23 protein-coding genes and 1 pseudogene are annotated in these 24267 nt (G+C 66.0%); 13 read left to right on the top strand and 11 right to left on the bottom strand.

Going from position 1 to position 24267, the window contains the following annotated elements:
- Positions 1–169: 169 nt before the first annotated feature.
- The gene (locus tag FHG66_RS16710; protein WP_176556298.1) at positions 170–541 is read right to left on the bottom strand and encodes a MobA/MobL family protein; all 372 of its coding nucleotides are present in this window, start codon (positions 539–541) and stop codon (positions 170–172) included.
- Between the two features lie 306 nt (positions 542–847).
- Between FHG66_RS16710 and FHG66_RS16705 the strand changes: the two genes are divergently transcribed.
- Together FHG66_RS16705 and FHG66_RS16700 are read left to right on the top strand one after the other, a co-directional pair.
- On the top strand, positions 848–1165 hold the full coding sequence (locus FHG66_RS16705) for a mobilization protein (RefSeq protein ID WP_176556297.1): 318 nt from the start codon (positions 848–850) through the stop codon (positions 1163–1165).
- Positions 1166–1284: 119 nt separating this feature from the next.
- Positions 1285–1779 carry a type I restriction-modification system subunit M N-terminal domain-containing protein gene (locus FHG66_RS16700; RefSeq protein ID WP_139078182.1) on the top strand — a complete coding sequence of 165 codons (495 nt, stop codon included), beginning with the start codon at positions 1285–1287 and terminating at the stop codon, positions 1777–1779.
- A gap of 28 nt (positions 1780–1807) precedes the next feature.
- Here the strand turns inward: FHG66_RS16700 and FHG66_RS16695 are convergent.
- From FHG66_RS16695 to FHG66_RS16685, 3 genes and pseudogenes are all read right to left on the bottom strand, one after another.
- Positions 1808–2742 (bottom strand): annotated as a pseudogene (locus tag FHG66_RS16695) (IS5 family transposase).
- A gap of 52 nt (positions 2743–2794) precedes the next feature.
- Complete coding sequence (locus FHG66_RS16690; RefSeq protein ID WP_281282957.1) at positions 2795–3385, bottom strand: recombinase zinc ribbon domain-containing protein; 591 nt, start codon at positions 3383–3385, stop codon at positions 2795–2797.
- A gap of 96 nt (positions 3386–3481) precedes the next feature.
- On the bottom strand, positions 3482–4384 hold the full coding sequence (locus tag FHG66_RS16685; protein ID WP_139078180.1) for a GntR family transcriptional regulator: 903 nt from the start codon (positions 4382–4384) through the stop codon (positions 3482–3484).
- 150 nt (positions 4385–4534) lie between these two features.
- Between FHG66_RS16685 and FHG66_RS16680 the strand changes: the two genes are divergently transcribed.
- The 4 genes from FHG66_RS16680 to FHG66_RS16665 all read left to right on the top strand — a co-directional run bounded on the left by FHG66_RS16680 (position 4535) and on the right by FHG66_RS16665 (position 8484).
- The gene (locus FHG66_RS16680; protein ID WP_218013884.1) at positions 4535–5566 is read left to right on the top strand and encodes an ABC transporter permease; all 1032 of its coding nucleotides are present in this window, start codon (positions 4535–4537) and stop codon (positions 5564–5566) included.
- A gap of 39 nt (positions 5567–5605) precedes the next feature.
- Entirely contained in the window at positions 5606–6547 is a 942-nt protein-coding gene (locus FHG66_RS16675) for an ABC transporter substrate-binding protein (protein ID WP_139078179.1), read from the top strand.
- A 132-nt stretch (positions 6548–6679) separates the two neighbouring features.
- Positions 6680–7453, top strand: a complete 774-nt coding sequence (locus tag FHG66_RS16670) for an ATP-binding cassette domain-containing protein (RefSeq protein WP_139078191.1) — start codon at positions 6680–6682, stop codon at positions 7451–7453.
- A gap of 29 nt (positions 7454–7482) precedes the next feature.
- Positions 7483–8484 carry a zinc-binding alcohol dehydrogenase family protein gene (locus FHG66_RS16665; protein WP_218013883.1) on the top strand — a complete coding sequence of 334 codons (1002 nt, stop codon included), beginning with the start codon at positions 7483–7485 and terminating at the stop codon, positions 8482–8484.
- Between the two features lie 429 nt (positions 8485–8913).
- Here FHG66_RS16665 and FHG66_RS16660 read toward each other — a convergent pair whose 3' ends face one another.
- The 5 genes from FHG66_RS16660 to FHG66_RS16640 form a co-directional block, all read right to left on the bottom strand.
- The gene (locus FHG66_RS16660) at positions 8914–9546 is read right to left on the bottom strand and encodes a DJ-1/PfpI family protein (protein WP_139078178.1); all 633 of its coding nucleotides are present in this window, start codon (positions 9544–9546) and stop codon (positions 8914–8916) included.
- A gap of 77 nt (positions 9547–9623) precedes the next feature.
- Positions 9624–10580, bottom strand: a complete 957-nt coding sequence (locus FHG66_RS16655; protein WP_139078177.1) for a substrate-binding domain-containing protein — start codon at positions 10578–10580, stop codon at positions 9624–9626.
- A gap of 42 nt (positions 10581–10622) precedes the next feature.
- Entirely contained in the window at positions 10623–11612 is a 990-nt protein-coding gene (locus FHG66_RS16650) for an ABC transporter permease (protein ID WP_139078176.1), read from the bottom strand.
- Positions 11609–13171, bottom strand: coding sequence for a sugar ABC transporter ATP-binding protein (locus FHG66_RS16645; RefSeq protein WP_139078175.1), 1563 nt, complete (start codon positions 13169–13171; stop codon positions 11609–11611). Before FHG66_RS16645 ends, FHG66_RS16650 begins: the two co-directional genes overlap by 4 nt.
- Entirely contained in the window at positions 13171–13857 is a 687-nt protein-coding gene (locus FHG66_RS16640; RefSeq protein ID WP_139078174.1) for a GntR family transcriptional regulator, read from the bottom strand. The genes FHG66_RS16645 and FHG66_RS16640 overlap by 1 nt, the downstream gene beginning before the upstream one ends.
- A gap of 94 nt (positions 13858–13951) precedes the next feature.
- Between FHG66_RS16640 and FHG66_RS16635 the strand changes: the two genes are divergently transcribed.
- The 5 genes from FHG66_RS16635 to FHG66_RS16615 all read left to right on the top strand — a co-directional run bounded on the left by FHG66_RS16635 (position 13952) and on the right by FHG66_RS16615 (position 19548).
- Positions 13952–14962: an Ldh family oxidoreductase gene (locus FHG66_RS16635; protein ID WP_139078173.1), complete on the top strand. Its 1011-nt coding sequence runs from the start codon at positions 13952–13954 to the stop codon at positions 14960–14962.
- Between the two features lie 21 nt (positions 14963–14983).
- Positions 14984–16183, top strand: coding sequence for an iron-containing alcohol dehydrogenase (locus FHG66_RS16630; protein ID WP_139078172.1), 1200 nt, complete (start codon positions 14984–14986; stop codon positions 16181–16183).
- Between the two features lie 19 nt (positions 16184–16202).
- Positions 16203–17675, top strand: a complete 1473-nt coding sequence (locus FHG66_RS16625) for an NAD-dependent succinate-semialdehyde dehydrogenase (protein WP_139078171.1) — start codon at positions 16203–16205, stop codon at positions 17673–17675.
- A gap of 30 nt (positions 17676–17705) precedes the next feature.
- Complete coding sequence (locus FHG66_RS16620) at positions 17706–18560, top strand: alpha/beta hydrolase (RefSeq protein ID WP_139078170.1); 855 nt, start codon at positions 17706–17708, stop codon at positions 18558–18560.
- Positions 18561–19065: 505 nt separating this feature from the next.
- On the top strand, positions 19066–19548 hold the full coding sequence (locus tag FHG66_RS16615; RefSeq protein WP_139078169.1) for a hypothetical protein: 483 nt from the start codon (positions 19066–19068) through the stop codon (positions 19546–19548).
- A 335-nt stretch (positions 19549–19883) separates the two neighbouring features.
- Here the strand turns inward: FHG66_RS16615 and FHG66_RS16610 are convergent, their stop codons facing one another.
- Entirely contained in the window at positions 19884–21512 is a 1629-nt protein-coding gene (locus FHG66_RS16610) for a recombinase family protein (RefSeq protein WP_139078168.1), read from the bottom strand.
- A gap of 250 nt (positions 21513–21762) precedes the next feature.
- Here FHG66_RS16610 and FHG66_RS16605 point away from each other — a divergent pair, with 250 nt between their 5' ends.
- Positions 21763–22008, top strand: coding sequence for a hypothetical protein (locus FHG66_RS16605; RefSeq protein WP_139078167.1), 246 nt, complete (start codon positions 21763–21765; stop codon positions 22006–22008).
- A 701-nt stretch (positions 22009–22709) separates the two neighbouring features.
- A complete protein-coding gene (locus FHG66_RS16600) occupies positions 22710–23333 on the top strand; it encodes a cupin domain-containing protein (protein ID WP_218013882.1) in 624 nt (207 codons plus the stop codon).
- A gap of 99 nt (positions 23334–23432) precedes the next feature.
- Here the strand turns inward: FHG66_RS16600 and FHG66_RS16595 are convergent, their stop codons facing one another.
- Entirely contained in the window at positions 23433–24188 is a 756-nt protein-coding gene (locus tag FHG66_RS16595; protein WP_139078166.1) for an SDR family NAD(P)-dependent oxidoreductase, read from the bottom strand.
- Positions 24189–24267: the final 79 nt, after the last annotated feature.

Genomic DNA, 24267 nt, shown 5'->3' with positions numbered 1-24267 from the left:
GGGGCATTCCTTCGTCCTCCTCAGGCCCGAAAGCCTACTTCAGGGAGGACCACTTTTCAGGGGGCAGACCACGGCTCGCGCGGTCGACGGTGCGGCCCGTCAGGAGGATGTGGACGTGGAAGTTCAGGTTCGTTCGCGTGGGATCGCGGAGCGCTGCCTCGTAGGCCAACTAACCATCGGGCGCAGAGCGCTCCTGCCACAGCTGTCTGCCCTCCTTCTCGTCATGAAAAGTGGGGGCATGGATCGCCCATTCGCAGGCGAGGCCGTACTGGTCCTTCATCCAGAGGCAGTAGCTGCGCACGAGACGGACCTGCTCCCCGATTGGAAGTTCCTTGGGAAGCGCGATGCGAAGCTCTCGCCCGAGCCGGGCGTTGATGCGGGTCTCGACCGCCTCGAAACCGTTCCAGAGGGCGGGTCCGTCGCCGTCGTTCCAGTTCACAATACCGGTGCGCAGGAGGCCAGCCTTCTGGCGTGAGTCATGGCTGATCCCGGTCCGCCCGTCCGTGATCTTGGTCCGATCGATGTAAGCGGCAGCGCGCACGGCGGACCCTCCTTTGGATCGTGACAGGATCCACATCGAGAAGTGCCTTGCGGGGTGCAGGGGGTTGCTGGTTTCGGCGCTCATGCCGGGGATGTCGGGCCCGCGCCCGACATTCGGCACTAGGCCCGCCGCCGAGGCGCGCAGGCAAACCCCCTGTTTGCGTAACTGCGCCCTGGACCCTTCGGGGCTGCGGGATCGTGCCACGTGTGGGGCGAGAGGCCAAGGTCGTCCAACGTCGCGAGCGGATCCTGATCAGAGGCCCCAGCTCTCCTCATGCAAGACCAATCATCACGGGAGACGATGGCTGTGAAAAACCTCGACGTTGTGATCGCCCAGTACGAGGCGCGGCTGAGGGATCTGAAGGCGCAGGTGAAGCGCCAAGAGCGCAAGGCGGACACGCGTCGGAAGATCCTTTATGGCGCGGCGTATCTGGCCATGGTGGAAACGCTGTCCGAGGACCAGCGCGCCAGGAGTCTGGCGCGCGTGCATGGCGCCGTCACGAACCCGAAGGACCGCGCCTTCTTGGGACTGCCGACCCTCAAGCAGCCGGAAACCCAGATCGCGAAGGTCAAGGGGGTGGTGGCAGACCCAGATGCCGACGCACCAAAGCTACCGTTCCTCTGATCCGTGGTGGCGACGTGTCCGTGGCAGATGCGGGGTGCAACAGTTCTTTTCTGCGCGCTTCGTTGTGGCAGGTCTGAGAGCCCGCTATCGGTGGTTGAGACACAACCAGGGAGGGCAGCATGCTCACAGGCCCGATCCGCAGTCAGGTCGATCAGATCTGGAACGCATTCTGGTCAGGTGGCGTGGCGAACCCTCTCGCGGTCATCGAGCAGATCACCTTCCTGCTGTTCATCAAGGGTCTCGACGACATCCACACTCGCGAGGAGAACAAGGCCGCGACCTTGGGCGTGCCCATGACGCGACCCGTCTTCCCGCAAGGCACGGATGGCAAGGGCCGGGCTTACGACGACCTGCGCTGGTTGCGCTTCAAGAACTTCGAGCCCCGCGAGATGTTCACGGTCGTGGACGAGCATGTCTTCCCGTTCCGGCGCTCGCTGGGCGAGACAGGCTCCTCCTACGGCGCCCACATGCGCGATGCGCGATTGGGGATCCCCACGCCCACCCTCCTCGCCAAGGTCGTCCAGATGCTGGACGAGATCCCGATGCGGGATCGCGACACCAAGGGCGACCTTTACGAGTACATGTTGGGAGCGTTGTTGCGTAACTCGGGCTGAAGCCGAGGGTGCCCCTTTCCCCTTTGGTTCAGGCGACGCGCGTGATCTCAGCCCTGCCCAGGGCTGAGAAGCGGTTCATGAGGGCGATACGCGTGTGGATCTCGGCGGCTTGGCGGTCAGGGTCTCGTGAGGCGATGCGTTCTCCGAAGGCTTTCAGGCGGCGCATCTGAGCCTCGATCCGACTTCGGGCGTGGGTGCCCGTCAGCCGCTTCCAGAAGGCTGGGCCGAAGTGCTTGGTTGCTCGCAGGTTCTCGTTCCTCGCCTGGGCAGCAGGACTGTCGTCTTTCCAGGGCCTGCCGTTCTCGCGGATCGGGATGATCGCGGTGCCGCCGCGCCTGGCGATGGCGGCATGGCAGGTCCGGGTGTCGTAGGCCCCATCGGCCGTGACGGTGCCGATCGGCTGCTCGGCTGGGATCTGCGCCAGCAGATCGGGCAAAACGGGGCTGTCGCCCTCGCGGCTGGAGGTGAACTCCACCCCACGGATGTCCCCGGTGGTCGTGTCCATGGCCGAATGCACCTTGCGCCACTGTCTCCGGCGGCTGGGACCGTGTTTGCGCACCTGCCACTCGCCCTCGCCCCGCATCTTCACGCCCGTGCTGTCAATCAGCAGATGAAGATCGCCGCCCGCGCGGCGGAACGGGATCTGGATGCTGACAGACTTCTGTCGTTGGCACAGGGTGGAGAAGTCCGGCACAGGCCAGTCCAGGCCCGCCAGTCTCGAGCCAAGCTTTCTACCATCCCGATTGCCTGCCGCAGCGCCAGGCCGAATAGAACCTTGATGCTGAGGCAGAACTGGATGGCAGCATCCGAGAAGGTCTGAGGTCGGCCCGGTCGCCCCAGCTTCGGGGCAGACCACTCCATCTCGCGGTCGAGCCAAACCAGCAACGAGCCGCGCTGGCGAAGCGCCGCGTTGGTCTCAGGCCAGTTCGTTGTGCGGTAGCGGAGAGGGGCAGGCTTGCTCATGCCCGCCCAAGTAGGCAGCCAAACCCTCCGCGCGAGCCGCCTCGCTCAAGAGTTACGCAACAACGCCGTATCGGATGACCACCCGATCCAGGATGGCGCGCAGCGCGTCGCTGGCCCGGGCCACTACGAGGTCGTGGGCCAGCGAAGCGGTCAGATCGGTGACGTAGGCCCGGTAGACCGACGGCAGATCCTTAGGAAGATGGATGACCTGCGGCGTCTCCGTCGCATGCTTCGCCTGAAGCGTCTCGAGGTCAGCTTCTGCGGCAGCGAGGCTTGCGGCGATGACCCGGCTGTAGCCACCTTCCGAGCTGGCCCGCACCAGATTGGCAACGTCCCGTTCACGCTTGCGGATCTGATCCTCGATCACCAGGAGACCGGAGTTGGAGCGCTCAACCATGGCCGTCATCTGGGTCTCCACCTTGCGACGGAATGCCTGGTAGACCTCGTCCTGCATGAGATGGGTCTTGAGGCCACCCAGGACGAAGTGCTCCACGTCGTCCTGCACCAACCCGGGCATGCCCTCGCAGACCGACTTGCCCTTGGTCTTCTCAGTGGCGCAGTAGTAGTAGTACTTCTTCCGGCCCGACCCGGCGATCGTCATCTTGCCGCCACAGCGGCCGCAGACCAGGAAGGGCGAGAGCAGGTACCTGGGCCGGCGCAGCGCTTGGTTGGCTGATAGGCCGTTGTTGTCCTTGGCGCTCCGTTCCGGACGCTGGGCGTCTTGGGCCGCCTGCTGACCTCAGGCGAGGTTGTGGCCCCGGAGGGATGACAGGAGCGTCTGCTTCGACGTGGCAAGGTGCGCCCGCGCGGCTGCGACGGCGGCTCCCTCGTCGCGCCGCTGCATGGCCTTGATCCACTGAAGGTGCTCCCGGATCGCGGCCTCGTTGCGCTGGCGTTCGTCCGTCTTGTCCCACTGGAAGTGGTAGTGGAAGATCAGCGAAATGACCTTCTGGAACTCCACCACGAAGCGGTTGCGCACGACCCCGGTGACGGCTGCATGGAAGCGTTCATCGAGCTTGGAGAAGTCGTGGTATTCGGTCTCGATCCGATCGAGCAGCGCGTGATGGTCGACCCGCAGGCTTTCGAGCGTGGACCAGACCGGATGCTCGGGCGGCAGCGCCACAAGATGCCGGACGGCGTCGGTTTCGAGAATGGCTCGGAAGTCTGAAAGCTCCACTGCATAGTCCGCCGTGAAGCCTAGCAGCAGCCAGCCGCCGCGCGGCCGGCGCTGGACCAGCCCAAAACGGGACCAGCCCGACAGGAACTCCTGAAGCGTGTAGGGCGTGACGCCGAACTGGCGGGCCAGTTGCGTGATGTTGAGCGGCGTGTCTGCCGGAACATCGAACCGCAGGATCCAGTCGAGGAACCGTGTCTCGAGCTCCCCCAGCGTCACGCTGTCTCCGCGCAGTTCGATCCTGTCGGAACGTTTGGGAGGGCGGACCAGCAGCTTGGACCGGCCCTCCCACCGGAGGAGGCCGCGTTCGTCCAGATCGCGCAGTGCGCCCCGGACGATCGTGCGGCTGACATTCATCTGCTCCGCCAAGGCCGCCTCGGACGGGAGCGAGTCCCCGGGCGTGAGCCCGCCGCAGAGGTCGAGCAGGCTGTTGAACGCCTCTCGAAAGCGCGCATCGGTTCGAGCCACAACATCTCCTTGGCAGGTTTGGCCCAGGTTGCCGCCCGGGTCGGTCCTTATGTCCAAAACTATTAAAAACCATTGACCCGAGTCAATCGCGGCTGATAGCCAGACTTTAATGATAAAATACTACTTTGCGTGACCAGGGGAGGACCGCGTTTGTCACAGGTCGAGAAGGCCAGCGCGGAGCCGCTCGGACAGCGTGGCAGAATCGAGGGGGTCTCGCGCCTGGCGCAGAAGCTGGCCGCCCTCGTCACGCTTCTCGCCCTGATTGTGGCCTTCAGCTTCGGCAACCCGGCCTTCCTGTCGATCAACAACGGCCTGACGGTCCTTCTTCAGACTTCAATCATCGGCCTGCTCGGCATCGGAATGACGTTGGTCATCGTCACGGGCGGGATCGACCTCTCAGTTGGATCGGTCCTGGCGTTGTCGGGAACGGTCTGCGGGCTCCTGATCCAGGGCGGTCTGCCGGTGGTGCCCGCGATGGGGCTGGGCGTAGCAACAGGCGCGCTCTGCGGCGTCTTCAACGGCCTGGTCATCACCAAGCTGCGGATCACGCCATTCGTGGCCACCCTGGGCATGATGCTGATCGCGCGGGGCCTTGCGCTCCAGCTGACCGGCGCGGCGCCGATCTCGCGACTGGGGGAGACCTTCGGCCTGCTGGGGAACGGCGCTCTCTTCCGCGTGGTTGAGATGGGGGAGAACGGCTTTCCCCGGGTGATCTTCCCAGGCGTCCCCTATCCTGCGATCCTGCTGCTCGTGGTGGCCCTGCTGGCCGCCTACCTGCTACGACGACGTCAGCTTGGGCGGCACATCTATGCCGTTGGTTCCAATGAGGACGCGGCCCGGCTCTCGGGCGTGAACGTCGACCGCACCAAGATCGCAGCCTACGCGCTCTCGGGCGGGCTCGCCGGGCTGGCCGGAATGGTGCTCATGTCCCGCCTCATCACCGTCCAGCCGAACGAGGGTGTGATGGCCGAACTTGATGCCATCGCGGCGGCGGTCATCGGGGGCGCCTCCCTCATGGGCGGCGTAGGCAATATCTCGGGGACGATGATCGGCGCTTTCATCATTGGCGTCCTGCGCAACGGCCTGAACATGGCGGGCGTGTCGTCCTTCATCCAGCAGATCGTCATTGGCCTTGTCGTGATCGGCGCAGTCTACGTCGACCAGCTTCGTAACCGGCGCTGAACGCGCCCCACTGCCTGAATTACACTAAGGGAGGACATCATGAATACACTGTTCAAGGCGGTGCTTGCGGCCGGCATACTCACCGTCTCGCCAATGGCGCTCATGGCCGGCGAGATCGCCGTCATCGTGAAGACCACGAACTCGAACTTCTGGCAGAACGTGAACAAAGGTGCGGCCGCGGCCATAGAGGGCCAGAGCGAGCACACGATGACATTCGACGGCCCCGCTGCCGAGTCCGACATCGCAGACCAGGTCGACATGGTCGAGAATGCGATAAGCCGCGGTGTGGCCGGCATCGTCCTTGCGCCGTCCGATCCCGATGCCCTCGCTCCGTCGGTCAAGCGGGCCTTCGAGGCGGGCATCCCGGTTGCGATCATTGACAGCGCTTTGGGCGAGGGGGCGGAGGGGACCTACCAGACGTTCCTCGCCACCGACAACAAGACGGCGGGCGAGCTGGCCGCTCAGGCGATGATCGACGCGGTGGGGACCGAGGGGAAGGTCGCCGTCATGTCCTATGTCGCGGGCGTCGGCTCCGAGATTGGGCGGGTGGGAGGGTTCACCGAGTACCTCGCGGCCAACTCCAGCCTGGAGATCGTCGGACCCTTCTACTCCCAGAGCCAAATGGCCACGGCGCTGAACCAGACCACTGACGTGCTGGCGGCGAACCCCGACCTCGTGGGGATCTTCGGGGCCAACGAGCCCACCGCGATCGGTATGGGCCGCGCGATCGAGCAGGCCGGCCGCGCGGGCACGCTGACGGCCATCGGCTTCGACGGCAACGCCGATCTTCAGGACATGGTCCGCAGCGGCGTCTTGGCGGCGACCGCCGTGCAGGGCTCGTTCCAGATGGGCGAGCTTGGCGTGCAGGCCGTTCTCGACCTGCTTGCCGGCGGGACGGTCGAGCCCATGATCGACACTGGAGTCGTCATGGTGACCAAGGACAACATCGACGCCCCCGAAGCGCAGAACGTGCTTTATTGAGACCGTGAGGCCGGCTGGGACGACGCTATTCGCCCCGGCCGGCTCTGCCCGAACGGAGCCTGCCACGTGATCGCAACCGAGTCCACCCATGCGCAAGCCGACCCACCCCAAGGGGTCACGCCGCTTGTCGAGATGATCAGCATCGAGAAGCACTTCGGCGGGGTGCGCGCCGTCAACGGCGTCTCGCTGGACCTCTACCCTGGAGAGGTCGTGGGGGTGCTGGGGCACAACGGCGCGGGCAAGTCCTGCCTTATGCGCATCCTGTCCGGCGCCATGATCCCCAACGAGGGACGCATCCGCGTGCGGGGCCGGGACGTCCAGATCGCCTCGCCGCAGGATGCGCGCTCTCACGGGATCGAAACGATCTATCAGACGCTGGCCCTGGCCGACCATCTGAATGCTCCGGCCAACCTATTCCTGGGGCGGGAGCTTAAGACTCGTTTCGGCAACCTGGATGACGCCCGCATGATGCGGGAGGCCACCGAGGCGCTGCGTGGACTCAACCCGAACTTCCGGAACCTCAGCGATCCCGTGTCCCGCCTTTCAGGGGGGCAGCGACAAGTGATTGCCATTGCCCGCGCGATTTACTTCGACGTCAATATACTTGTCATGGACGAGCCCACGGCCGCCCTGGGTCCATCCGAGACGGCCATGGTCGGGGACCTGGTTCGACGACTCAAGGGACAGGGGATCGGCATCTTCCTCGTCAGCCACGATATCCACGACGTCTTCGATCTCTGCGACCGCATCGTGGTCATGAACCGCGGCGCGCTGGTAGGCTCCCATCGGATTGAGGAGGTGACCAAGGACGACGTGCTGAGCCTGATCATCAAGGGGGCCCTGCCGGACGGGTGGGCGCCTCGGAACAGCGCCAGCCTTTCGGCCCGCGTAGGGGTTGCCCAATGACGTTCGAAGCCAGCTCACCCGGATCAGTCATGACCATGCTGTCCGGGACCTGCGTCCAACCCGGTGAGTTCGCGCTGCTGGAGCATGAGCTCCCGCAGGTCGCGCCGCCGGGCCATGTGCTCATCGACATCGCTGCCGTCGGGATCTGCGGCACCGACTACCACATTCTCGAGGGCAAGCACCCCTTCCTCGCCTATCCGCGGGTGATCGGTCATGAGCTGAGCGCGACCGTGGCTGAGACGGCCGAGGGCTGGACCAAGGGGCAGCTCGTGGTGGTGAATCCCTACATCGCCTGCGGGACGTGCCGGGCCTGTCGGCGTGGCAAGCCCAACTGCTGCCAGAAGATCGAAGTCCTGGGCGTGCATCGCGATGGCGGGCTCTGCGCCCGGATCGTGGTTCCGGCCGGAAACCTCTATGCGGCGGAGGGGCTGACGCCCATCCAGGCCGCCATGGTCGAGTTCCTGGCCATCGGAGCTCATGCGGTGCGGCGGTCGGGCACTGAGGCCGGCGACCGGGTGCTGGTGACCGGGGTCGGCCCTATCGGCTTGGGCACCGCGCTGTTCGCACGCTTGGCCGGGGCGGAGGTCCACATCCTCGACGTCAGCCCCGAACGGCTGGACCTGGCCGCCACGCGCTTCGGCTTCGAGCGGACCCATGTCGTGGGCCAGCCCGTGACCCAGGGCGACCTGGCCGACGGCTTCGACGCGGTGTTTGATGCCACCGGCAACGCGCGGGCCATCGAGGCGGGCTTTCCTTTGGTCGCCCATGGCGGCAGCTACGTGCTGGTGAGCGTCGTGCGCGACACGATCACCTTTGAAGACCCGGAGTTCCACAAGCGCGAGATGCGGTTGATCGGTAGCCGCAACGCTCTGAAGGAGGACTTCGACCAGGTGATGGAGACGTTGCGTTCGGGCGCGGTCGACAGCGAAGCCTTGTGCTCCGAGATCATGAACCTTGAACAGTTCCAGCACCGGTTCGAGGCGCTGGCTAGCGACCGCACCCGACTTATCAAAGCCGTCGTGCGGTTCTGATGTCGCCCTAGTAACTCGCGGCCTGGTTGGAAGCGATTATGCCGTAAGACTGCCAGTTCGCAGAGCGATGTCGCGGCCCGCTCGACCTCGTCCTTTCACACTGCGTTATCGCCGCGGTGTTTAAGTTTTGGACTGCCATTATCAGTGAAGTAGGCTCAACTCTCGGTGGGGTCGGCCCCCCCGCAACCATTCGAACCTCCGGCACAGACTGTGCCGGAGGTTCGATAGATAGCAGCCGTTGATTGAAGGCGAACAGAGAACGGTGTGATCGAAGCCTAACCTGAGGGTTCACCGTCAGAGCGGCGCGACCACAGGACCTTGTGGGTGCCGAGACGCTCCTCGACATCAGGTGGCCTCAAGAAGCCACTCGGGCCCGGACGCTCGTGGGGCCAATTGAGGTCACGCAATGCAAGCCGAGCTTTCCGCGTGCTAGGCAGGCAGCCGCTCCCGAGACATCGGTGAGGAGGTCTGTTCCTCGGTGTGGATGATCTTCGTGCCCAAGACGTTCAGGCATTCGCGCATGAATGCCGCGAGGGCCGTCCAGCCTTTGGCCGAAACCATGTTGCCGTCCACGTAGGCCTCAGTCGGCGAGAGATCGATGTAGGTGCCACCCGCCAGCCGCACTTCCGGTGCGCAGGCGCCGAGGCCCGCGACCTTGCGCCCGGTCAGCACCCCGTCCACCGCCATCAGGATCTGCACGCCATGGCAGATCGTGAAGATCGGCTTGCCGGTCTCGTGGAAGTGGCGAACCATGTCCTGCACCCGCGGGTCCGTGCGGATGTACTCCGGGCCACGGCCCCCGGCGCAGTAGACGGCGTGGTACTCGGCCGGGACGACCTCGGCGAAGGTCTGGTTGATGAGGGCGTTGTGGCCCGGCTTCTCGGTATAGGTCTGGTGGCCTTCGAAGTCGTGGAGCGAGGTCGCGATCACGTCGCCTGCGGCCTTGTCCGGGCAGACGACGTGGACGGTGTGGCCTACAGCCTCCATGCCCTGCTGGAAGACGAAGATCTCGTATTCCTCAGTGAATTCGCCGCAGAGCATGAGGATTTTCTTGCCGGGCATGAGTCTCTCCTTCGCATTTGGTCTGGGGGCGCCCGCCGGATCGCGGCGAGTGCCAGTTGTGACTGAGCGGGTCGGGCTCAGAACGGGGAGTCGGGGAAGTAGAACTGCTCCGCATTCTCGGGCGTGATGAGCGGCGCGTCGAGCAGGACCGTGCCGCGGACCGGGGCCTGTCCATGGAACTGGGCGGCCGTCATGTAGATGGCCGTCTTGATCATCGAGGGCGGGTAGGGGGTCGAGACCGGCGTGACCGGGTCGTTCGCCATCACCATCTCGATCACGTCCTTCATGCCGTTGCCGCCCAGGGCGTAGCGGATCTCGGTGCGGCCAGACTGCTCGATGGCCTCCAGCACGCCCAGCAGCATGTCGTCGTCGTTGGCCCAGACCGCATCGATATGCGGGTACTTGGCCAGGTAGTCCTGCATGAGCGTGAAGGCCTCGTCCTGATTCCAGTTGGCGTACTGGATGTCGAGGATCTTGATATTCGTGCCGTCGATCACCTCGGTGAAGCCCTGGATGCGTTCGTCGTCGATCACGGTCGGGATGCCGCGCAGCACGACGATCTCGCCTTCGCCGCCCAACTGCTCGGCCAGGTACTCAGCGGTGTTCGCGCCCACGGCGATGTTGTTGCCCGCGACGTACAGGTCCTGGATCGCCGGATCGGTCAGGCCGCGGTCCACCACGGTGATGAAGGTGCCGCCGGCCTTGACCTGTTCCACCGGCCCGGTCAGCTCCTCGGAGGTGAAGGGCAGAATCACCAGGGCGGCGATGTCTTGGCTGGCCGTCAGGTCCTCCAGAGCGGACACCTGCGCCGTGGCCGAAGGGGAGGTCTTGAGCACGATGTCGATGTCGGGGAACGCGGCCTCGATCTCCTGCTCCGCCTGTTCGGCGTGGTAGACGACGCCGCCGGTCCAGCCGTGGGTCGCCGCCGGGATGGACACCGCGATGACCGTCTTGTCCTCCTGGGCCATCGCGCCCGTGGCGCCAAGGGCCGCCAGCGACACGGACAGCAGGGCCGTCCTCGTGATCGTATTCATGTCTTCTCCTCCTCTGGAATGGACCGCGTTTCTGTGCCGCGGCTATTTGGCGAAGCGGTGGACCAGCATGGCGACGATGATGATGACCCCCTGCACGGCGGCCACGAGGTATTCGGACACCATGTCGGACAGGACCATGAGGTTCGCGATGGCCTCCAAGATCAGGGCGCCCGCGACGGTGCCCCAGATGCGCCCCTTGCCGCCGCGCAGCGCGGTGCCGCCGATCACCACGGCCGTGATGACCTGCAATTCCCAGAGCTGGCCCGTGGTGGGGGTCGCGGCGCCAAGGCGCGGGACGTAGCAGATCGCGGCCACGGCGACGCAGAGCCCCTGGATCACGTAGGCCGTGGTCTGCACCCGTGCGACCGGCACGCCCGAAAAGCGCGCCACGTCCGTGTTGGCCCCGACCGCAGCGCAGCGCCGCCCGTACTTCGTGCGGTACAGCAGGAACGCACCCAGAAGGATCACGGCCAAGCTGATGACGATCGGGATCGGGACGCCCAGGACGCTGCCGAAGTAGACGGGGCGGTAGGCGTCGCGAAGGCCACGATCGATGGGAAGCGAGCCGCCGTCAGTCATGAAGGTGATGAGCGCGCGGAAGATGCCCATCGTCCCCAGCGTCACGATGAAGGGCTCGATCCGGCCTATGGTGACGATCAGCCCGTTGGCCGCGCCGCACAGGGCGCCCACCACAAGGGCGAAGCCCGCGCCGACCACGATGGCGCCGCTCCCCAGCGACGGCGCGAGCGCGTTCATTACCATGATCATCACGCCGGTCACAAAGGCCATCATCGAGCCCACAGACAGGTCGATCCCGCCCGAGGAGATCACGAACGTGGCGCCGATCGCGATGATCGCGACAAAGGCGCTGCGTGTGACGACGTTCAGGACGTTCGTCTCGGACAGGAAACTCTGGTTCAGCAGCGCCCCCAGAAGGACGATCACGCCGAGCGCGATGAAGGGACCCATGTCGCTCCAGCGGATCGACCAGCCCCGGTTCTTGGCGCCGACCTGCGCGCTGGCAATGCTCATGGGTTGTCCTCCGCTGGGGTGTCGCTTCGGCTGCTCGTGGCGGCGTAGACCACGTTCGCTTCGGTGATCTCCTCCCCGCCGAGTTCGGCCACGATCCGTCCGCCGCGCATCACCAGCACCCGATCGGACAACCCGACCAGCTCCGGCAGTTCGGAAGAGATCACGACGCAGGCCTTGCCGGCCCGGACCATCCGGTCGATGAAATCGTAGATCTGGCTCTTGTTGCCGATGTCGATGCCGCGGGTCGGCTCGTCAATGATCACGATGGACGGGTCCGTCATCATGACCTTGGCCAGAAGCAGCTTCTGCTGGTTTCCGCCCGACAGCTGCCCCGCATCGAGGTGAACGGTCCGCACGCGGATATCATAGTCGCGGATCGCGTCGTCGAGAGCCGCCGCTTCCTTGCCACGGTTCAGGGCGAACGCGCCGTGCACCCGGTCCAGCGCCAGAAGCGTCAGGTTCGGCGCGAGCCGTTCCTCCAGGAGGAGACCGCGGCCTTTCCGATCCTCGGTCAGGTAGACCAGCCCGACATCCCGCCATGCGGCGACGGACCGGCGGGCGACCGGCTGCCCGTTCAGGACCACCTTGTCGGCCTTGGCGGGGCGCAGTCCCAGCAGCCCCTCGAACAGCTCCGTCCTGCCCGATCCGATCATCCCGCCGATGCCCAGCACCTCGCCCGGGCGGATGTCGAAGGACCCCGACTGGCGGCCATGGTCGACCGACAGGCCTCCGACCTCCAGAAGCGGCGCGGCCTTGGAGGCCTGCCGCTTGGGCGGGTAGAGCATCGCCAGCTCGCGCCCCACCATGAGCTCCGCCATGTTGCGCTGGCTCAGGGAGGCGGCGTCGTAGGTCCCGATCATCTGCCCGTCGCGCAGGACGGTGACTCGGTCCGCCAGCGCCTCCACCTCCTCCAGGCGGTGAGAGATGTAGAGCACGGCCACGCCCGCATCCCGCAACTGGCGGACGATGCGCATCAGCGCCTCCACCTCCTTGTTGGCGAGGACGGCTGTGGGCTCGTCGAAGATTACCACCTTGCGCTCATCCAGCAGCGCCCGCGCAATCTGCACGAGTTGGCGCTGCGCCAGCGGGAGATCCCGGACAAGATCCTGCGGAAGACCAGTGGCGCCAATGGACCGCAGTACCTCGGCCGCCCGACGGTTCATGGCGCGGTCATCGACGGTGATGCCCCGCGTGATCTCGCGTCCGAGGAACAGGTTCTCGGCCACGGTCAGGTCTGCGGCAAGCAGGATCTCCTGGTGGACGAGGGCGATGCCGGCCCCTTCGGCTGCGGCGGCGCTTGTGAAGGCGACCCGCTGCCCGCCCATGTCCAGATGGCCCGCGCTCGGTCGTAGATGCCCCGAGAGCAGCTTCATCAGGGTCGACTTGCCGGCCCCGTTCTCCCCGATGATGGCGTGGACCTCGCCCGCATGAAGATCGAGCGTGATGCCCGACAGCACCGTGATCGAGCCGAAGGCCTTGGCGAGATCGGTGGCTCGCAGCGCCGGTGCCGTCTCTGGAGCCAGGTCCGGCCTGCGAAGGGGGAGGGCTCCCGACGCCATCAGTCGAAGGCCGCCAGAAGGCGGTCGCGCGACCGCTCGATGTGCTCGTACATCGCCGTGGCCGCCGCAGCCTCATTCCCGGCGCGGAAGGCCTTAAGAAGGCGTTCATGCTCCTCCAGCGCCTCCTGAGTGACGCGGGTGTGGAACATGAGGCGAAAGATGTGCAGGTGGACGTGCTGGTTGGCCAGCGTGTTGCGGATGACCTCGTTCCGGCCGATGCGGAGGATCTCGTCATGGAAGTCCGCATCCGCCCGGGCGAAGCTCGAATACCGGCTGCTGCGATCCGGCGGGGTTCCGTCGTAATGCATCTTGGTGGCGCTTGCCTCCAGCTCGGCAAGCGCCTCGGGGCTCATGTTGCGGACCGCGAGGCGGGCGGCCTCGGGCTCGAGAAGCAGGCGAAAGCTGTAGAGATCGTCGAACTGCTTGCGTGTGAGTTGGGGTGCGGCGCTGTATCCGATGAGGTGGGCCTTGCGAACCAGCCCTTCGCGTTCGAGCCGGCTCAGGGCTTCGCGGACAGGAGTCTGCGAGACGTTCAACGCGCGTGCCAGATTGTCGATGGTGATCCGTACGCCCGGCGCGATGTGGAGCGCCATAAGCTGTTCGTAGATCGCGTCATAGACGCCGTCCACGATGCTGGACGGGCGAAGCGGAGCCGTCTTGCTGTCCCGTTCCGCCGTGATCGCCATGCTCAGCCCCATTCATCTTGACACAGGTGCTTTCCTGCCAGATAGCATATCACATGTCAAATATAATATCGTATAGGATCGAGGGAGAGGTCGCTTGATAGTCCCGGAGCAGAACCTCCGATTACTGGCGGGCGACCTACTTGCGCATCACGGCGTGCCCCCCGAGGCGGCTGCCCTTCAGGCTTCGGTGCTCGTAGAGGCCGAACTGCGAGGCCTGCCGTCGCATGGTCTCCAGCGTCTTCCCCGGCTGCTCGCGCGGCTCGGGACGGGACTGGCCCATCCGGCAGCAATGGGGCGCCAGGAGTGGCGCCGCCCCGGACTCCTGACAGTGGACGGCGAGCGCGGGCTCGGTCCGGTGGTCATGATGGCGGCGCTCGACGCACTTCTCGCGCGGGTCGCCGAGACTGGCATTGCAATGGCCGCGATCCGCAACGCCAATCATATCGGGATGCTGGCCTACTACGCCGAACAGGCGGTGGATCGGGGTTTGGCGGGTATTGTCATGTGCACGAGCGAGGCTCTGGTGCATCCCTTCGGCGGGACCCGCGCGATGCTCGGAACGAACCCCATCGCCATTGGCATCCCGACCGGAACGGACCCCTTCGTGCTCGATCTGGCGACCAGTCAAGTGTCCATGGGGCGCATCCATAGCCACGCGCTCCTAGGTGAACCGCTGGAGGACGGCTGGGCGGTGGCTGCGGACGGCCACCCCACGACCGACGCCGAGGCGGCCAAGTCCGGAGCCCTCGCGCCCTTCGGCGGGGCGAAGGGCTATGGCCTGGGCCTGGCCGTGGAACTGCTGGTGGCGCTTCTTGCAGGCTCCGACCTTGCCCCGGAGGTTCGGGGCACGCTGGACGACACCCACGTGGCCAACAAGGGGGATATCCTCCTCCTGATCGATCCGCGCGGAGGGGCGGCGGACCGATGCGGGTTATCGGAGTATCTCCACGCGCTCCGCACTTCGCGCCCGGCTGACCCCGAGCGGCCGGTCGCGATCCCTGGAGACGGCATGCGGGCTCGTCGGGCCGCCGCTCTCCGCGATGGCGTCGACGTGCCGGACGCACTGATGGACCAACTTAACCGAGTTCGGGCCGTCGTGGCCTGACCCAACCTTCGCGAGGGACGAATGGATCTTTTTGGGACGATCAGGGCGCCTCGGGAGCTGCTGTTCGGCTACGGCCAGCGGCAGGCCCTGGCGACTGTCGCGCGTCGGCTGGGGCGGCGGGCGCTCGTGGTGACAGACGCGCGGCTGGCCACGGACCCAGCTTTCCTTAAATTGGTCGAGGATCTCCGCAGGAGTAGCGTGGAGGTGCAGGTCGAGGCGGGGGCGCTGCCGGACGTGCCAGTCGACTCCGCGCTCGCCTGCTCCGAGGCGGCGCGACCCTTTGCGCCCGACCTCGTCATCGGGGTAGGGGGCGGGTCCTGCCTTGATCTCGCGAAGTGCATCGCGCTCCTCTTAACCCATGGCGGGCGGCCGCAGGACTACTACGGCGAGCTCAAGGTCCCAAGTCCGATCCTGCCGCTGATCGCTGTTCCCACGACAGCGGGTACTGGGTCCGAGGTCACTCCGGTCGCGGTCCTGTCCGACAGCGAGCGCAGCCTCAAGGTCGGCGTCTCCAGCCCTTACCTCATCCCCATCGCGGCCATCTGCGATCCCGAGCTCACTCTGACCTGTCCCCCCGCCCTCACCGCCATCGCGGGGGCCGACGCGCTGACCCATGCCATCGAGGCCTTTACCGCCGTCCGCCGCCCGGTCACCGCCCAACTGGCGACCGAGCGCGTCTTCGTCGGCAAGAACGCGATGTCGGATCGGTTTGCTCTCCAGGCCATAGCCCTCCTGTGGGAAGGACTGGAGGCGGCCTGTGCCGATGGGTCGGACCGCACGGCGCGCGCCAAGGTCATGATGGGCGCCACCTTCGCCGGACTAGCCTTCGGGGTTGCCGGAACGGCGGCAGCTCATGCCATCCAGTACCCGATCGGAGCCTCGACCCACACGGCGCACGGGACCGGCGTCGCCTGCCTCATGCCCTATGTGATGGAGTGGAACCGGCCCGCCATCGCGCCCGAGCTCCAGGAGATCGCGTCGGTCATCGGTCTGGCGCAGGCGGAGGAGGTCATCCCGGCCATCGCCGCCCTCTTCGCGCGCATCGGCATCCCCGGCTCCCTCAAGGCGCTGGGCCTCCGCGAGGATCGCATCGACTGGGTCGCAGACCAGTCCTGCGGGATCGAGCGCCTGATCCAGAACAACCCGCGCCCGATTGACCGGATCGGAATGCGCCGCCTCGTCGCCGCCGCCTATGCGGGCGACCTGGCCCTAGTCCACTGATGCCCAGGAAGGCCCAGCCATGACCCTCGCGTCCGTCCTCAACCTCCATCCGGACTTCTCCGATCCCGCCCTGCATGCCGAAGGGCACTACATCGGCGGCCACTGGCTCCCCGGCGGCGGCATCCCGGTCACAGACCCGTCCACGGGCGCGGTCCTGGCCGAGGTGCCGGATGCGTCGGTGGAAGTCGGCCTCGCCGCCGTGGAGGCCGCCGCCGCCGCCGCGCCAGGCTGGCGCGCCACCCCCGCCCGGCAGCGGTCCGAGATCCTGCGCCGCTGGTTCACGCTGATGACCGAACGCGCCGAGGATCTGGCCGTCCTTATCTCTCTCGAAAACGGCAAGGCCCTGGCCGATGCGCGGGGCGAGGTGGCCTACGCCGCCGAGTTCTTCCGCTGGTACGCCGAGGAGGCGACGCGCATCCCGGGCGAGTTCCGGACCGCCCCCTCGGGCGCGAACCGCATCCTGGTGGATCACGAGCCCATCGGCGTGTCGCTCCTGATCACGCCCTGGAACTTCCCGGCCGCGATGGCCACGCGCAAGATCGGCCCGGCCCTTGCGGCTGGTTGCACGGTGATCCTCAAGCCCGCGAGCGAGACGCCCCTGACCGCCTTCGCCATGGCGCGGCTGGGGGAGGAGGCCGGGGTGCCGCCCGGCGTGGTCAACGTCCTGACGACCCGGCAGCCCGGGCCCGTCGTGGCCGCGATCCTGGCCGACCCGCGTGTGCGCAAGCTGTCCTTCACAGGCTCGACCCCGGTCGGGCGCCAGCTTCTCGCGGAGGCCGCCAAGTCCGTGGTGAGCTGCTCCATGGAGCTTGGCGGCAACGCGCCGTTCCTCGTCTTCGACGACGCCGACCTTTCGGCCGCGCTGGACGGGGCCATGGTGGCCAAGATGCGCAACGCAGGCGAGGCCTGCACCGCCGCCAACCGTTTCTACGTGCAGGACGGCATCCATGACGCCTTCGTGGCCGGGCTGACCGAACGGATGGCGGCCCTTCGGGTGGGCGCCGGAACCGACCCCATGACGCAGTGCGGCCCGATGATCACCGCCAAGGCGGTGGCGAAAATCGAGGCGCTGGTCACGGATGCAGTGGGACGGGGCGCGCGGGTGCGAACCGGCGGCGCCGCGATGACAGGGGCAGGGAACTTCTATCCGCCCACGGTCCTCGACAACGTGCCTGCCGATGCTGCCATGGCGCGCGAGGAGATCTTCGGCCCGGTGGCCGCAATCTACCGCTTCTCCGAGGAGGCCGAGGCGATCCGGCTCGCCAACGACACCGAATACGGCCTTGCCGCCTATGTCTACACCGCCGACCTCAAGCGCGCGCTCCGGGTAGGCCGTTCGCTGGAAAGCGGCATGGTCGCCCTTAACCGCGGCCTTATGTCGGACCCCGCGGCGCCCTTCGGCGGAGCGAAGCAGAGCGGCTTGGGCCGCGAAGGGGGAACGACCGGCATTCTCGAATTCATGGAAGCGAAGTATTACGCCGTGGACTTCTGAGTTGTGCCTGCGGCGCGGGGGAGGACTGGAATGACAAACGGCGAGGATCCCTACCGAATTCGGGATTTCGTCCCCGACTTCGACGCGATCGCGGCCGAGTTCGCCTCGCGCAGCCAAGCCCTGACCAAACGCGCCAACCTCCGGGCTGACATCCCCTACGGGCCGGGCCCGCGGGAGACGCTCGACCTGATCTTCCGCGACCGGGTCGCCCCCGGCGCGCCGCTCCACCTGTTCGTCCATGGCGGCTACTGGAGATCGGGAGAGAAGGCCAACTACCGACTCGTCGCGGAACCGGTGCTGAAGGCGGGCGGGATCGCGGCCTTGGTCGAGTACGACCTCATGCCCGGCGCGCGGCTCGCCACGCTTGTCGATCAGGTCCGGCGCGGCTCGCAGTGGCTGCACAACAACGCCGCCAGCTTCGGCGCCGACGCGGACCGGTTCACGGTCAGCGGGCATTCGGCGGGGGCGCATCTCGCCTCCTATCTGGCCGCCAGCGGCCCGGGGGAGGGCGCGCCCGCTCTCCCGACCGTCGCGGGCCTGCTCCTCGTGAGCGGCCTTTATGACCTGTCCGAGATCCCTGGCAGCTTTCTGAGGTCCGAGGCGCGGATGACGGCGGAGGAGGCCACAGCCTGGACGCCGATCACCTCAACCCAGCATCCGGGTCCCCAACGAACACTGGTCGTGGGCGCGGCGGAAACCCAACCGTTCCACGACCAGGGCCAGCAACTGAGCGATCTCCTCGGGTCCCAGGACCTGCACGCCGACCTGCGGATCGAACCTGCCCTCAACCACATGAGCATCGTCCTGGCCCTAGCTGACCCCGACCACCCGCTCGGCCAACGTCTCGCTGACATGGTGGCTGGACTAAACTGCCGTTCGCCATAGTCCAAATCCTGCCCCCGCAACCACCGACAGTTGACTCAGGACATGGGTCGACGAAGACTGACAGAGAAGGCCTCCGAGGCGAAAGCCCGGGGGCCTTGTCGCATTCGCAACTTTCGGTAGAACGCGACCGCATAGCCTTGCCTTGGGCTTGCCACGCGTAGGTTTCGGGTCCCAAACACTGACAACAGCGGCTGAGCTTTGTCGAGCCTGCACAGGCGCGCGAAAGTGGCTTTCGGGGAGACTTAAGCAGGTGAGGGCCGCCACTGTTGGTTTCTCCTTTTGAACGGCAGACCTGAAGCGGGATGCGGCAACCTCGGCGCAAATTCAATTCATGATCAGCAATTGGCGTATCGCCCAGAGGTTGCAGGGACTCGCACCTCCTCATGGGCCGACTAATACTTGATAGTTTACCCCTTCTGTACGAAGTAGTCGTGAAAGTCAGTCTTCTAAGCGTTTTGGGGATTGCGGCTCATCTTTCATGTGCAGAAGTTTAGGTGATATCTCCATGGCCAAAAATCTCGCTCGTCAGCCTGCAAAGAAAGCTGCAACTGAAGCAGACGTCTTTATCATCGAAACTTTGGATCCCGATGATGAGGGCAGTGGCAGCTTCGAGGGCCAAAGCATAATGCATGTCTTGCGTCTCCACGGCAAAAGTCCCCAATATCGATATGTTCGGACAAGAAACGATTTCGAAGAAGCACTTGATGAATTCGCGAAATCGCGAGCGCGTTATCTACATCTCTCGTGCCTCGGTGACCCGGAAGGCATGGTTACTACGAATGGCGAAGAGATCGACTTTGATGAGTTGGCCTATTTGTTGGACCTGGCTCTGAATGGCCGTAGGCTATTCCTATCGGCATGCTCTATGGTCCACCAAGATGTGACGGATCATCTTTTAACAAAAACAGGGTGTTTCTCAGTTGTTGGCCCTACATCAGATGTCAACTTTACGACTGCGGCGGTTTTTGGCCGGCTGTTTATCATATGATGCTTAGTGAGGATCCTCGACGTATGAAGCATAAGGAGCTCATGACTAGCCTGCAGAAGGCATGCATCATGTTCGGGACTGAGGTGGCGTACTATCGACAGGTAGGTGGTCGAGCTTCTCAAATTGAAAGAACATCGGAAGATGGTCGAATTGAAGGTTACTTCAGTCACGTAGTTGAATGAGGCTCGATAGCTCGCGTCTCCTTGGATGCCAGCACCGTCTCAGGGCGTCCGGCGAGTAAGCTAAAAGGGTGCTACCCCCTGAAGAGAAAATGCTCCTCGGAGGGAGCCTTGGAGAGGGTGGAACCGGGCCTCAAGCCCGCCGCGTATGAGGACTCAGGACAGGTCCCCCTGGAGCTCGACGGCAAGCCCGTCCGGTGCCTCGGGGTCGGGGGGTAGCACCACACGGGCAATGAGGTGGCGCAGGAGCTCGTTCGCCTCAATGACATGACCCGGGCCGGCCAGCAGGGTGTCCAGGCGGCGCACCTGGTCGGCGTAGATGGCGCGGAGGTCCTCGGGTGTGTGGGCCATGGGCCGAGGGCGGGTGGCAGCCTGTGAGGCAATGTGGGCCCTGAGCTCGTCCCGCTCGGTCTCGCGCTTCCCGAGGCGATCCAGCAGACTAGGGCGTGGATCGTCTTCGATTTGATCGAGAAGCGATTTGATCCGACGCTCCACCTTCGCGAGGTTCGGCGCAAGGTTGCTGATCTGCGTCTGTGCCTCGGCCTTGTGGGCCGCGAGAAGGCGTGTCGCCTCAGTCGCGAAGGCTTCCGCCAGTCCGGGCGTGATCAGCCCCCGACGCACATGGCGCAAGACGCGCTCCTCGATCCTGAAGCGCGAGACGGTCTTGCCGTTCTTGCAAACCGAGGCGCCCTTCGACCTGTGGGTGAAGCAGCCATACCGATCCTTGCCGACGATGGTGTAGCCGCCCCCGCAGCAACCGCAGGTCAGGAGGCGGGCGACGAGGTATTTGGCCCGGTGAACCGTGTTCAGTGGGTTCGTCGTGGGATCCTTCTCCTGACCCACGAAATGTTCGCGCGTGGCCTCCAGCCGGTCCTGCACCTCGTTCCAGGTTGCATCGTCGGCGATCTGGAGTTCGGGGCGCTCGCCCGTGACGATGTCCTCTGCCGATCCGGGGCGGGAGAGGCGATTGCCGGTGTCTGGGTCGCGGTGGAGCTCGTTGCGCCCGTAGACGATCAGGCCCACGTAGGCCTCGTTGCAAAGCATGCCGTCGCGCTTCTTGGCGTTGCCGCGGATGGTGGAGTCGTTCCAGGTTCCGCCCTTGGGGCTGGGGATGCCTTCGGAGTTGAGCGCGTCCGCGATGGAGCGGGCGGACATACCGGCCGCGTAGTCCGAGAAGATACGGCGCACGACCCGCGCCTCCTCGGGCACGACCGCGCGGTTCACCTCTCCCTTGAGGCCGTGGATGACACAGTAGCCGTAGGCCACGCCCGCGGCTACACGGCCATTCTTGGTGGCGCTGGCACCGCCCCGCCGGGTCTTGTCGCCCGTCTCGCGGGACTGGAGCTCGGCCACGGCTCCGAGAGACGGCACCAACTTCCAGTCGATCCGCCCCCCGTTCGAGGCCCAGAGCTCCACGCCACGGCTCTCGAACCAGCTGGCCAGGTTGGCGATATCGGCGGCGCGCCGACCGAGGCGGTCGACACTCTCGACGACCAGCACCTGGACGTCGTTGGCGTCGACGAAGGCCTTGAGCGCGCTGATGCCCGGAGGCGACCGCAGATGGGTACGTCCGGAGAGGGCGCAGTCCTTCAACTCGCCCGCGACGTCGAAATCCTGGCGCTCGGCGGTGTTGCGGTTGAGGGCGAGCTGGTCCTCCGCAGATAGTTCGTTCTGCTTTGTCGAGGAGAAGCGGGTGTAGAGGACTGCCTGGGGCTTGCTCGGGGTCTTGGCCTGGCGCTGGATCGCGGCCGCGGCCCGGCGAGCCTTGCGGCTGGGGGTCTCCATCTCTGGGCTTCCTTCAGGAGCTTGGCCACGTAGGCGCGCGCCATCACCGACACGAGGCCGGTCAGCGCCAGGGAGGCGGAGGTCGCCCCGCCGGCGTTGTCGTTGGCTGCCAGGAGGGCGGCGGGGGTCGAGGAGGGGCGGTGGATCCGCCTGATGTCTGTCCCTTGTTCCGGGCGCCGGGATCAGCGCCTCGGACAGGAAGTTGTGAGCGTGGCCACTGCCCCTGAAGAAGCAGTTGAAGGGGTCCCGCGTGAAGGTGACGGCCCGGGCGTCTCACCGGGGCCTCCCTTGGTCTTGGTCAGCCGCGGCTCTGCTGACACCGGATGGCCCGCTGCGCGTGCACGTGGCCAAGGATCGCCTGCGCCAGATCTCGGAGCGTCTCAAGGTGGGCCTGAGCCTCCGCCAGGCGCTCGGCCTCGGGCGTACGGCGCGTGTCGGTGAAGGCGCGCGGCTCGCCGACATGGCCCTGAACTCGTCGCTCCAGCGCGTCACCTGAACAGTGCCCTGAGCCTCGAGTCGGCCCACAAGGTCGAGGAGGATGTCGATCTCCGTGACCGTCCGATCATCAACGCGGTTGCGCGCCTCGATGAGGTGGATGACTCGCTCCGGCTTGAACCGCTGGATGGGGAGCAGAGCCGGAACCATAACAGTGCGTAGGACGTGCAGGCATGCCCGGCCTTGGGCGTAAGTCGCGGCCGCGAGCGCTTCGATGTCGCTGTAAGCGGCGATGTCGAGAGAGGAGGGCAGGGTTATTCCGGGGCTCCAAGCCAGGTGATAGTGGGGAGAGAGGGTGCCCTCCCGCCGGGTTCCGGGTACCGGAAGGCCCGCGCGAGAGGGGCACGACCGGCTCCCCCCTGGAGGGCCGCCGTTCGACCGTGACCAGCCGGCTCGGCTTCCGAGACCAGTGGCGCTCCTGCCGCTCCCGACGTTCGCGACGGACATCCGCCCGACGAGAGGCGGCGATGTCGCGCTCGGCGTAGATGCGGGCACGGACGGCGTTCATGCGGCCCGTGGCGAGGGGCCCGAGATGGCCGATGATCGGCGACCCAGTCGACGGGAGCGGGCGGAAGTCAGCGCTCTAGCTTCCAGCATTGTGTCCCATGGGCGAGACGCCCTGTCCCGATTGAGCGTCTGTCGGATCATCGTTGATCCACCGATATTGATCTCATCGCAACCAGCCCACTCCAGAAAGCTCCCATGACCATCCTCGTCACCGGCGCCACCGGTCAGGCCGTCGCCGACCTAATCCCCGCCCACTCACAGGAGGCCGCCATGGCCGACACAACCCCGACCTTTGCCTCACTCCCCGCCGAACTCCCCGCCGACGACCTGTCGCGCGCCGCCACGCTCGTCGACCCCGACGAGCCCGGCCTCACCCACCTCGCGATCGGCCCGGGCACCTACACGATCCTGCTGCGCGGCTCGGACACCGGCGGGGCCTACGCCCTCATTGACATGCTGGTGCCGCCCAACGGCGGGCCGCCCCCGCACCGCCACGACTTCGAGGAGATGTTCCACGTCCTCCAGGGCGAGCTGGAGGTGACCTTCCGGGGCGAGACCATGCGTCTCAGGGCCGGCCAGAGCCTGAACATCCCGGCCAACGCCCCGCACGGCTTCCGCGTGACGTCCGCGACGGCAGCGCGCTTCCTGTGCCTCTGCGTGGGCCCCGGCCAGGAGGAGTTCTTCGAGGCCGTGGGCGACCGGCTGCCCTCGCGCACCGCGCCGGCTCCTCGGCTCTCGTCCGAGGAGGTCGCGGCCAAGCGGGTGCTGGCCCTGTCGCTCGCCGCCCGCTTCCGGTCCGAGTTCCTGCCGCCGCGCTGATGGCGGGCAGCAAGATGACACGGCCAGCTTCCAGGGGCTGGCCGTGGCTCGGGCAGTCAGCTGGGCCGACTTCCGCGCCAGTCCTGCGGGCTTTGCGCCTCAGATCACTTGGCCGCCCGAGACCTCGATGCGCTGACCGGTGACCCAGCGGTTCTCCGGTCCGAGAAGGCTTGCGATCATGGGGCCGATGTCGTCGGGCACGCCCACGCGCCCGAGCGCGGTGAACCCGGCGAACTGGCTGTTGACCTCGGGTGTATCGCGCACGAGGCCGCCGCCGAAGTCGGTCTCGACGGCCCCGGGCGCCACTGAGTTGGCGGTGATGCCGCGCGCACCTAGCTCCCGCGCCATATAGACGGTGAGCATGTCGCTTGCGGCCTTGGCGGCGGCATAGGCCGAGAAGCCCGGGTAGGAGACGCGGGTCAGGCCCGTTCCGATGTTGATGATGCGTCCTCCGTCCGCGAGGAGTGGCAGAAGAGCCTGCACGAGGAAGAATGGGCCCTTGACGTGGACGTCGAAGAGGCCGTCGAACTGCGTCTCGGTAGTCTCGCCGAACATGGCGTATTCGCCGTGGCCTGCGTTGTTGACGATGGCGTCGAAGTTGTCGCGGCCCCAGGTCTCACGCAGGGCGGCGCGAAGGGTCTTGGCAAAGGCCGGGAAGGCCGCGATGTCGCCCGAGTCGAGCTGGAAGGCGCGCGCTTTGCGACCCATAGCCATGATCTCCGCCACAACGGCCTGAGCCTCGCTCGCGCTCGAGCGATAGGTGAGGACGACGTCGCCCCCACGACGAGCGATGCTGAGGGCCGTGTTGTGGCCAAGGCCGCGGCCGGCGCCGGTGATCAGGGTGATGGTGGTCATGATTGTGTCTCCGATGAGGTGATGTGCCCAACATCGCCGAAGACACACTCCCAAATTTGCCGGATCCTTAATTGTTCTT

This window comes from Rubellimicrobium rubrum, from assembly GCF_006152115.1.
Taxonomy (GTDB): Bacteria; Pseudomonadota; Alphaproteobacteria; order Rhodobacterales; family Rhodobacteraceae; genus Rubellimicrobium; species Rubellimicrobium rubrum.
Note: the sequence above shows the minus strand (reverse complement) of the source record. Positions and strands in the feature narration are given on the sequence as shown.

What these genes read in the sequence shown, in the direction of transcription:
- FHG66_RS16620 (WP_139078170.1), top strand. Translation starts at nt 17,706, where the DNA reads ATGACAAACGGCGAGGATCCCTACCGAATTCGGGATTTCGTCCCCGAC.
- FHG66_RS16670 (WP_139078191.1), top strand. Translation starts at nt 6,680, where the DNA reads ATGATCAGCATCGAGAAGCACTTCGGCGGGGTGCGCGCCGTCAACGGC.
- FHG66_RS16660 (WP_139078178.1), bottom strand. Translation starts at nt 9,546, where the DNA reads ATGCCCGGCAAGAAAATCCTCATGCTCTGCGGCGAATTCACTGAGGAA.
- FHG66_RS16595 (WP_139078166.1), bottom strand. Translation starts at nt 24,188, where the DNA reads ATGACCACCATCACCCTGATCACCGGCGCCGGCCGCGGCCTTGGCCAC.
- FHG66_RS16625 (WP_139078171.1), top strand. Translation starts at nt 16,203, where the DNA reads ATGACCCTCGCGTCCGTCCTCAACCTCCATCCGGACTTCTCCGATCCC.
- FHG66_RS16665 (WP_218013883.1), top strand. Translation starts at nt 7,483, where the DNA reads ATGACCATGCTGTCCGGGACCTGCGTCCAACCCGGTGAGTTCGCGCTG.
- FHG66_RS16610 (WP_139078168.1), bottom strand. Translation starts at nt 21,512, where the DNA reads ATGGAGACCCCCAGCCGCAAGGCTCGCCGGGCCGCGGCCGCGATCCAG.
- FHG66_RS16640 (WP_139078174.1), bottom strand. Translation starts at nt 13,857, where the DNA reads ATGGCGATCACGGCGGAACGGGACAGCAAGACGGCTCCGCTTCGCCCG.
- FHG66_RS16675 (WP_139078179.1), top strand. Translation starts at nt 5,606, where the DNA reads ATGAATACACTGTTCAAGGCGGTGCTTGCGGCCGGCATACTCACCGTC.
- FHG66_RS16700 (WP_139078182.1), top strand. Translation starts at nt 1,285, where the DNA reads ATGCTCACAGGCCCGATCCGCAGTCAGGTCGATCAGATCTGGAACGCA.
- FHG66_RS16645 (WP_139078175.1), bottom strand. Translation starts at nt 13,171, where the DNA reads ATGGCGTCGGGAGCCCTCCCCCTTCGCAGGCCGGACCTGGCTCCAGAG.
- FHG66_RS16650 (WP_139078176.1), bottom strand. Translation starts at nt 11,612, where the DNA reads ATGAGCATTGCCAGCGCGCAGGTCGGCGCCAAGAACCGGGGCTGGTCG.
- FHG66_RS16600 (WP_218013882.1), top strand. Translation starts at nt 22,710, where the DNA reads ATGACCATCCTCGTCACCGGCGCCACCGGTCAGGCCGTCGCCGACCTA.
- FHG66_RS16655 (WP_139078177.1), bottom strand. Translation starts at nt 10,580, where the DNA reads ATGAATACGATCACGAGGACGGCCCTGCTGTCCGTGTCGCTGGCGGCC.
- FHG66_RS16630 (WP_139078172.1), top strand. Translation starts at nt 14,984, where the DNA reads ATGGATCTTTTTGGGACGATCAGGGCGCCTCGGGAGCTGCTGTTCGGC.
- FHG66_RS16615 (WP_139078169.1), top strand. Translation starts at nt 19,066, where the DNA reads ATGGCCAAAAATCTCGCTCGTCAGCCTGCAAAGAAAGCTGCAACTGAA.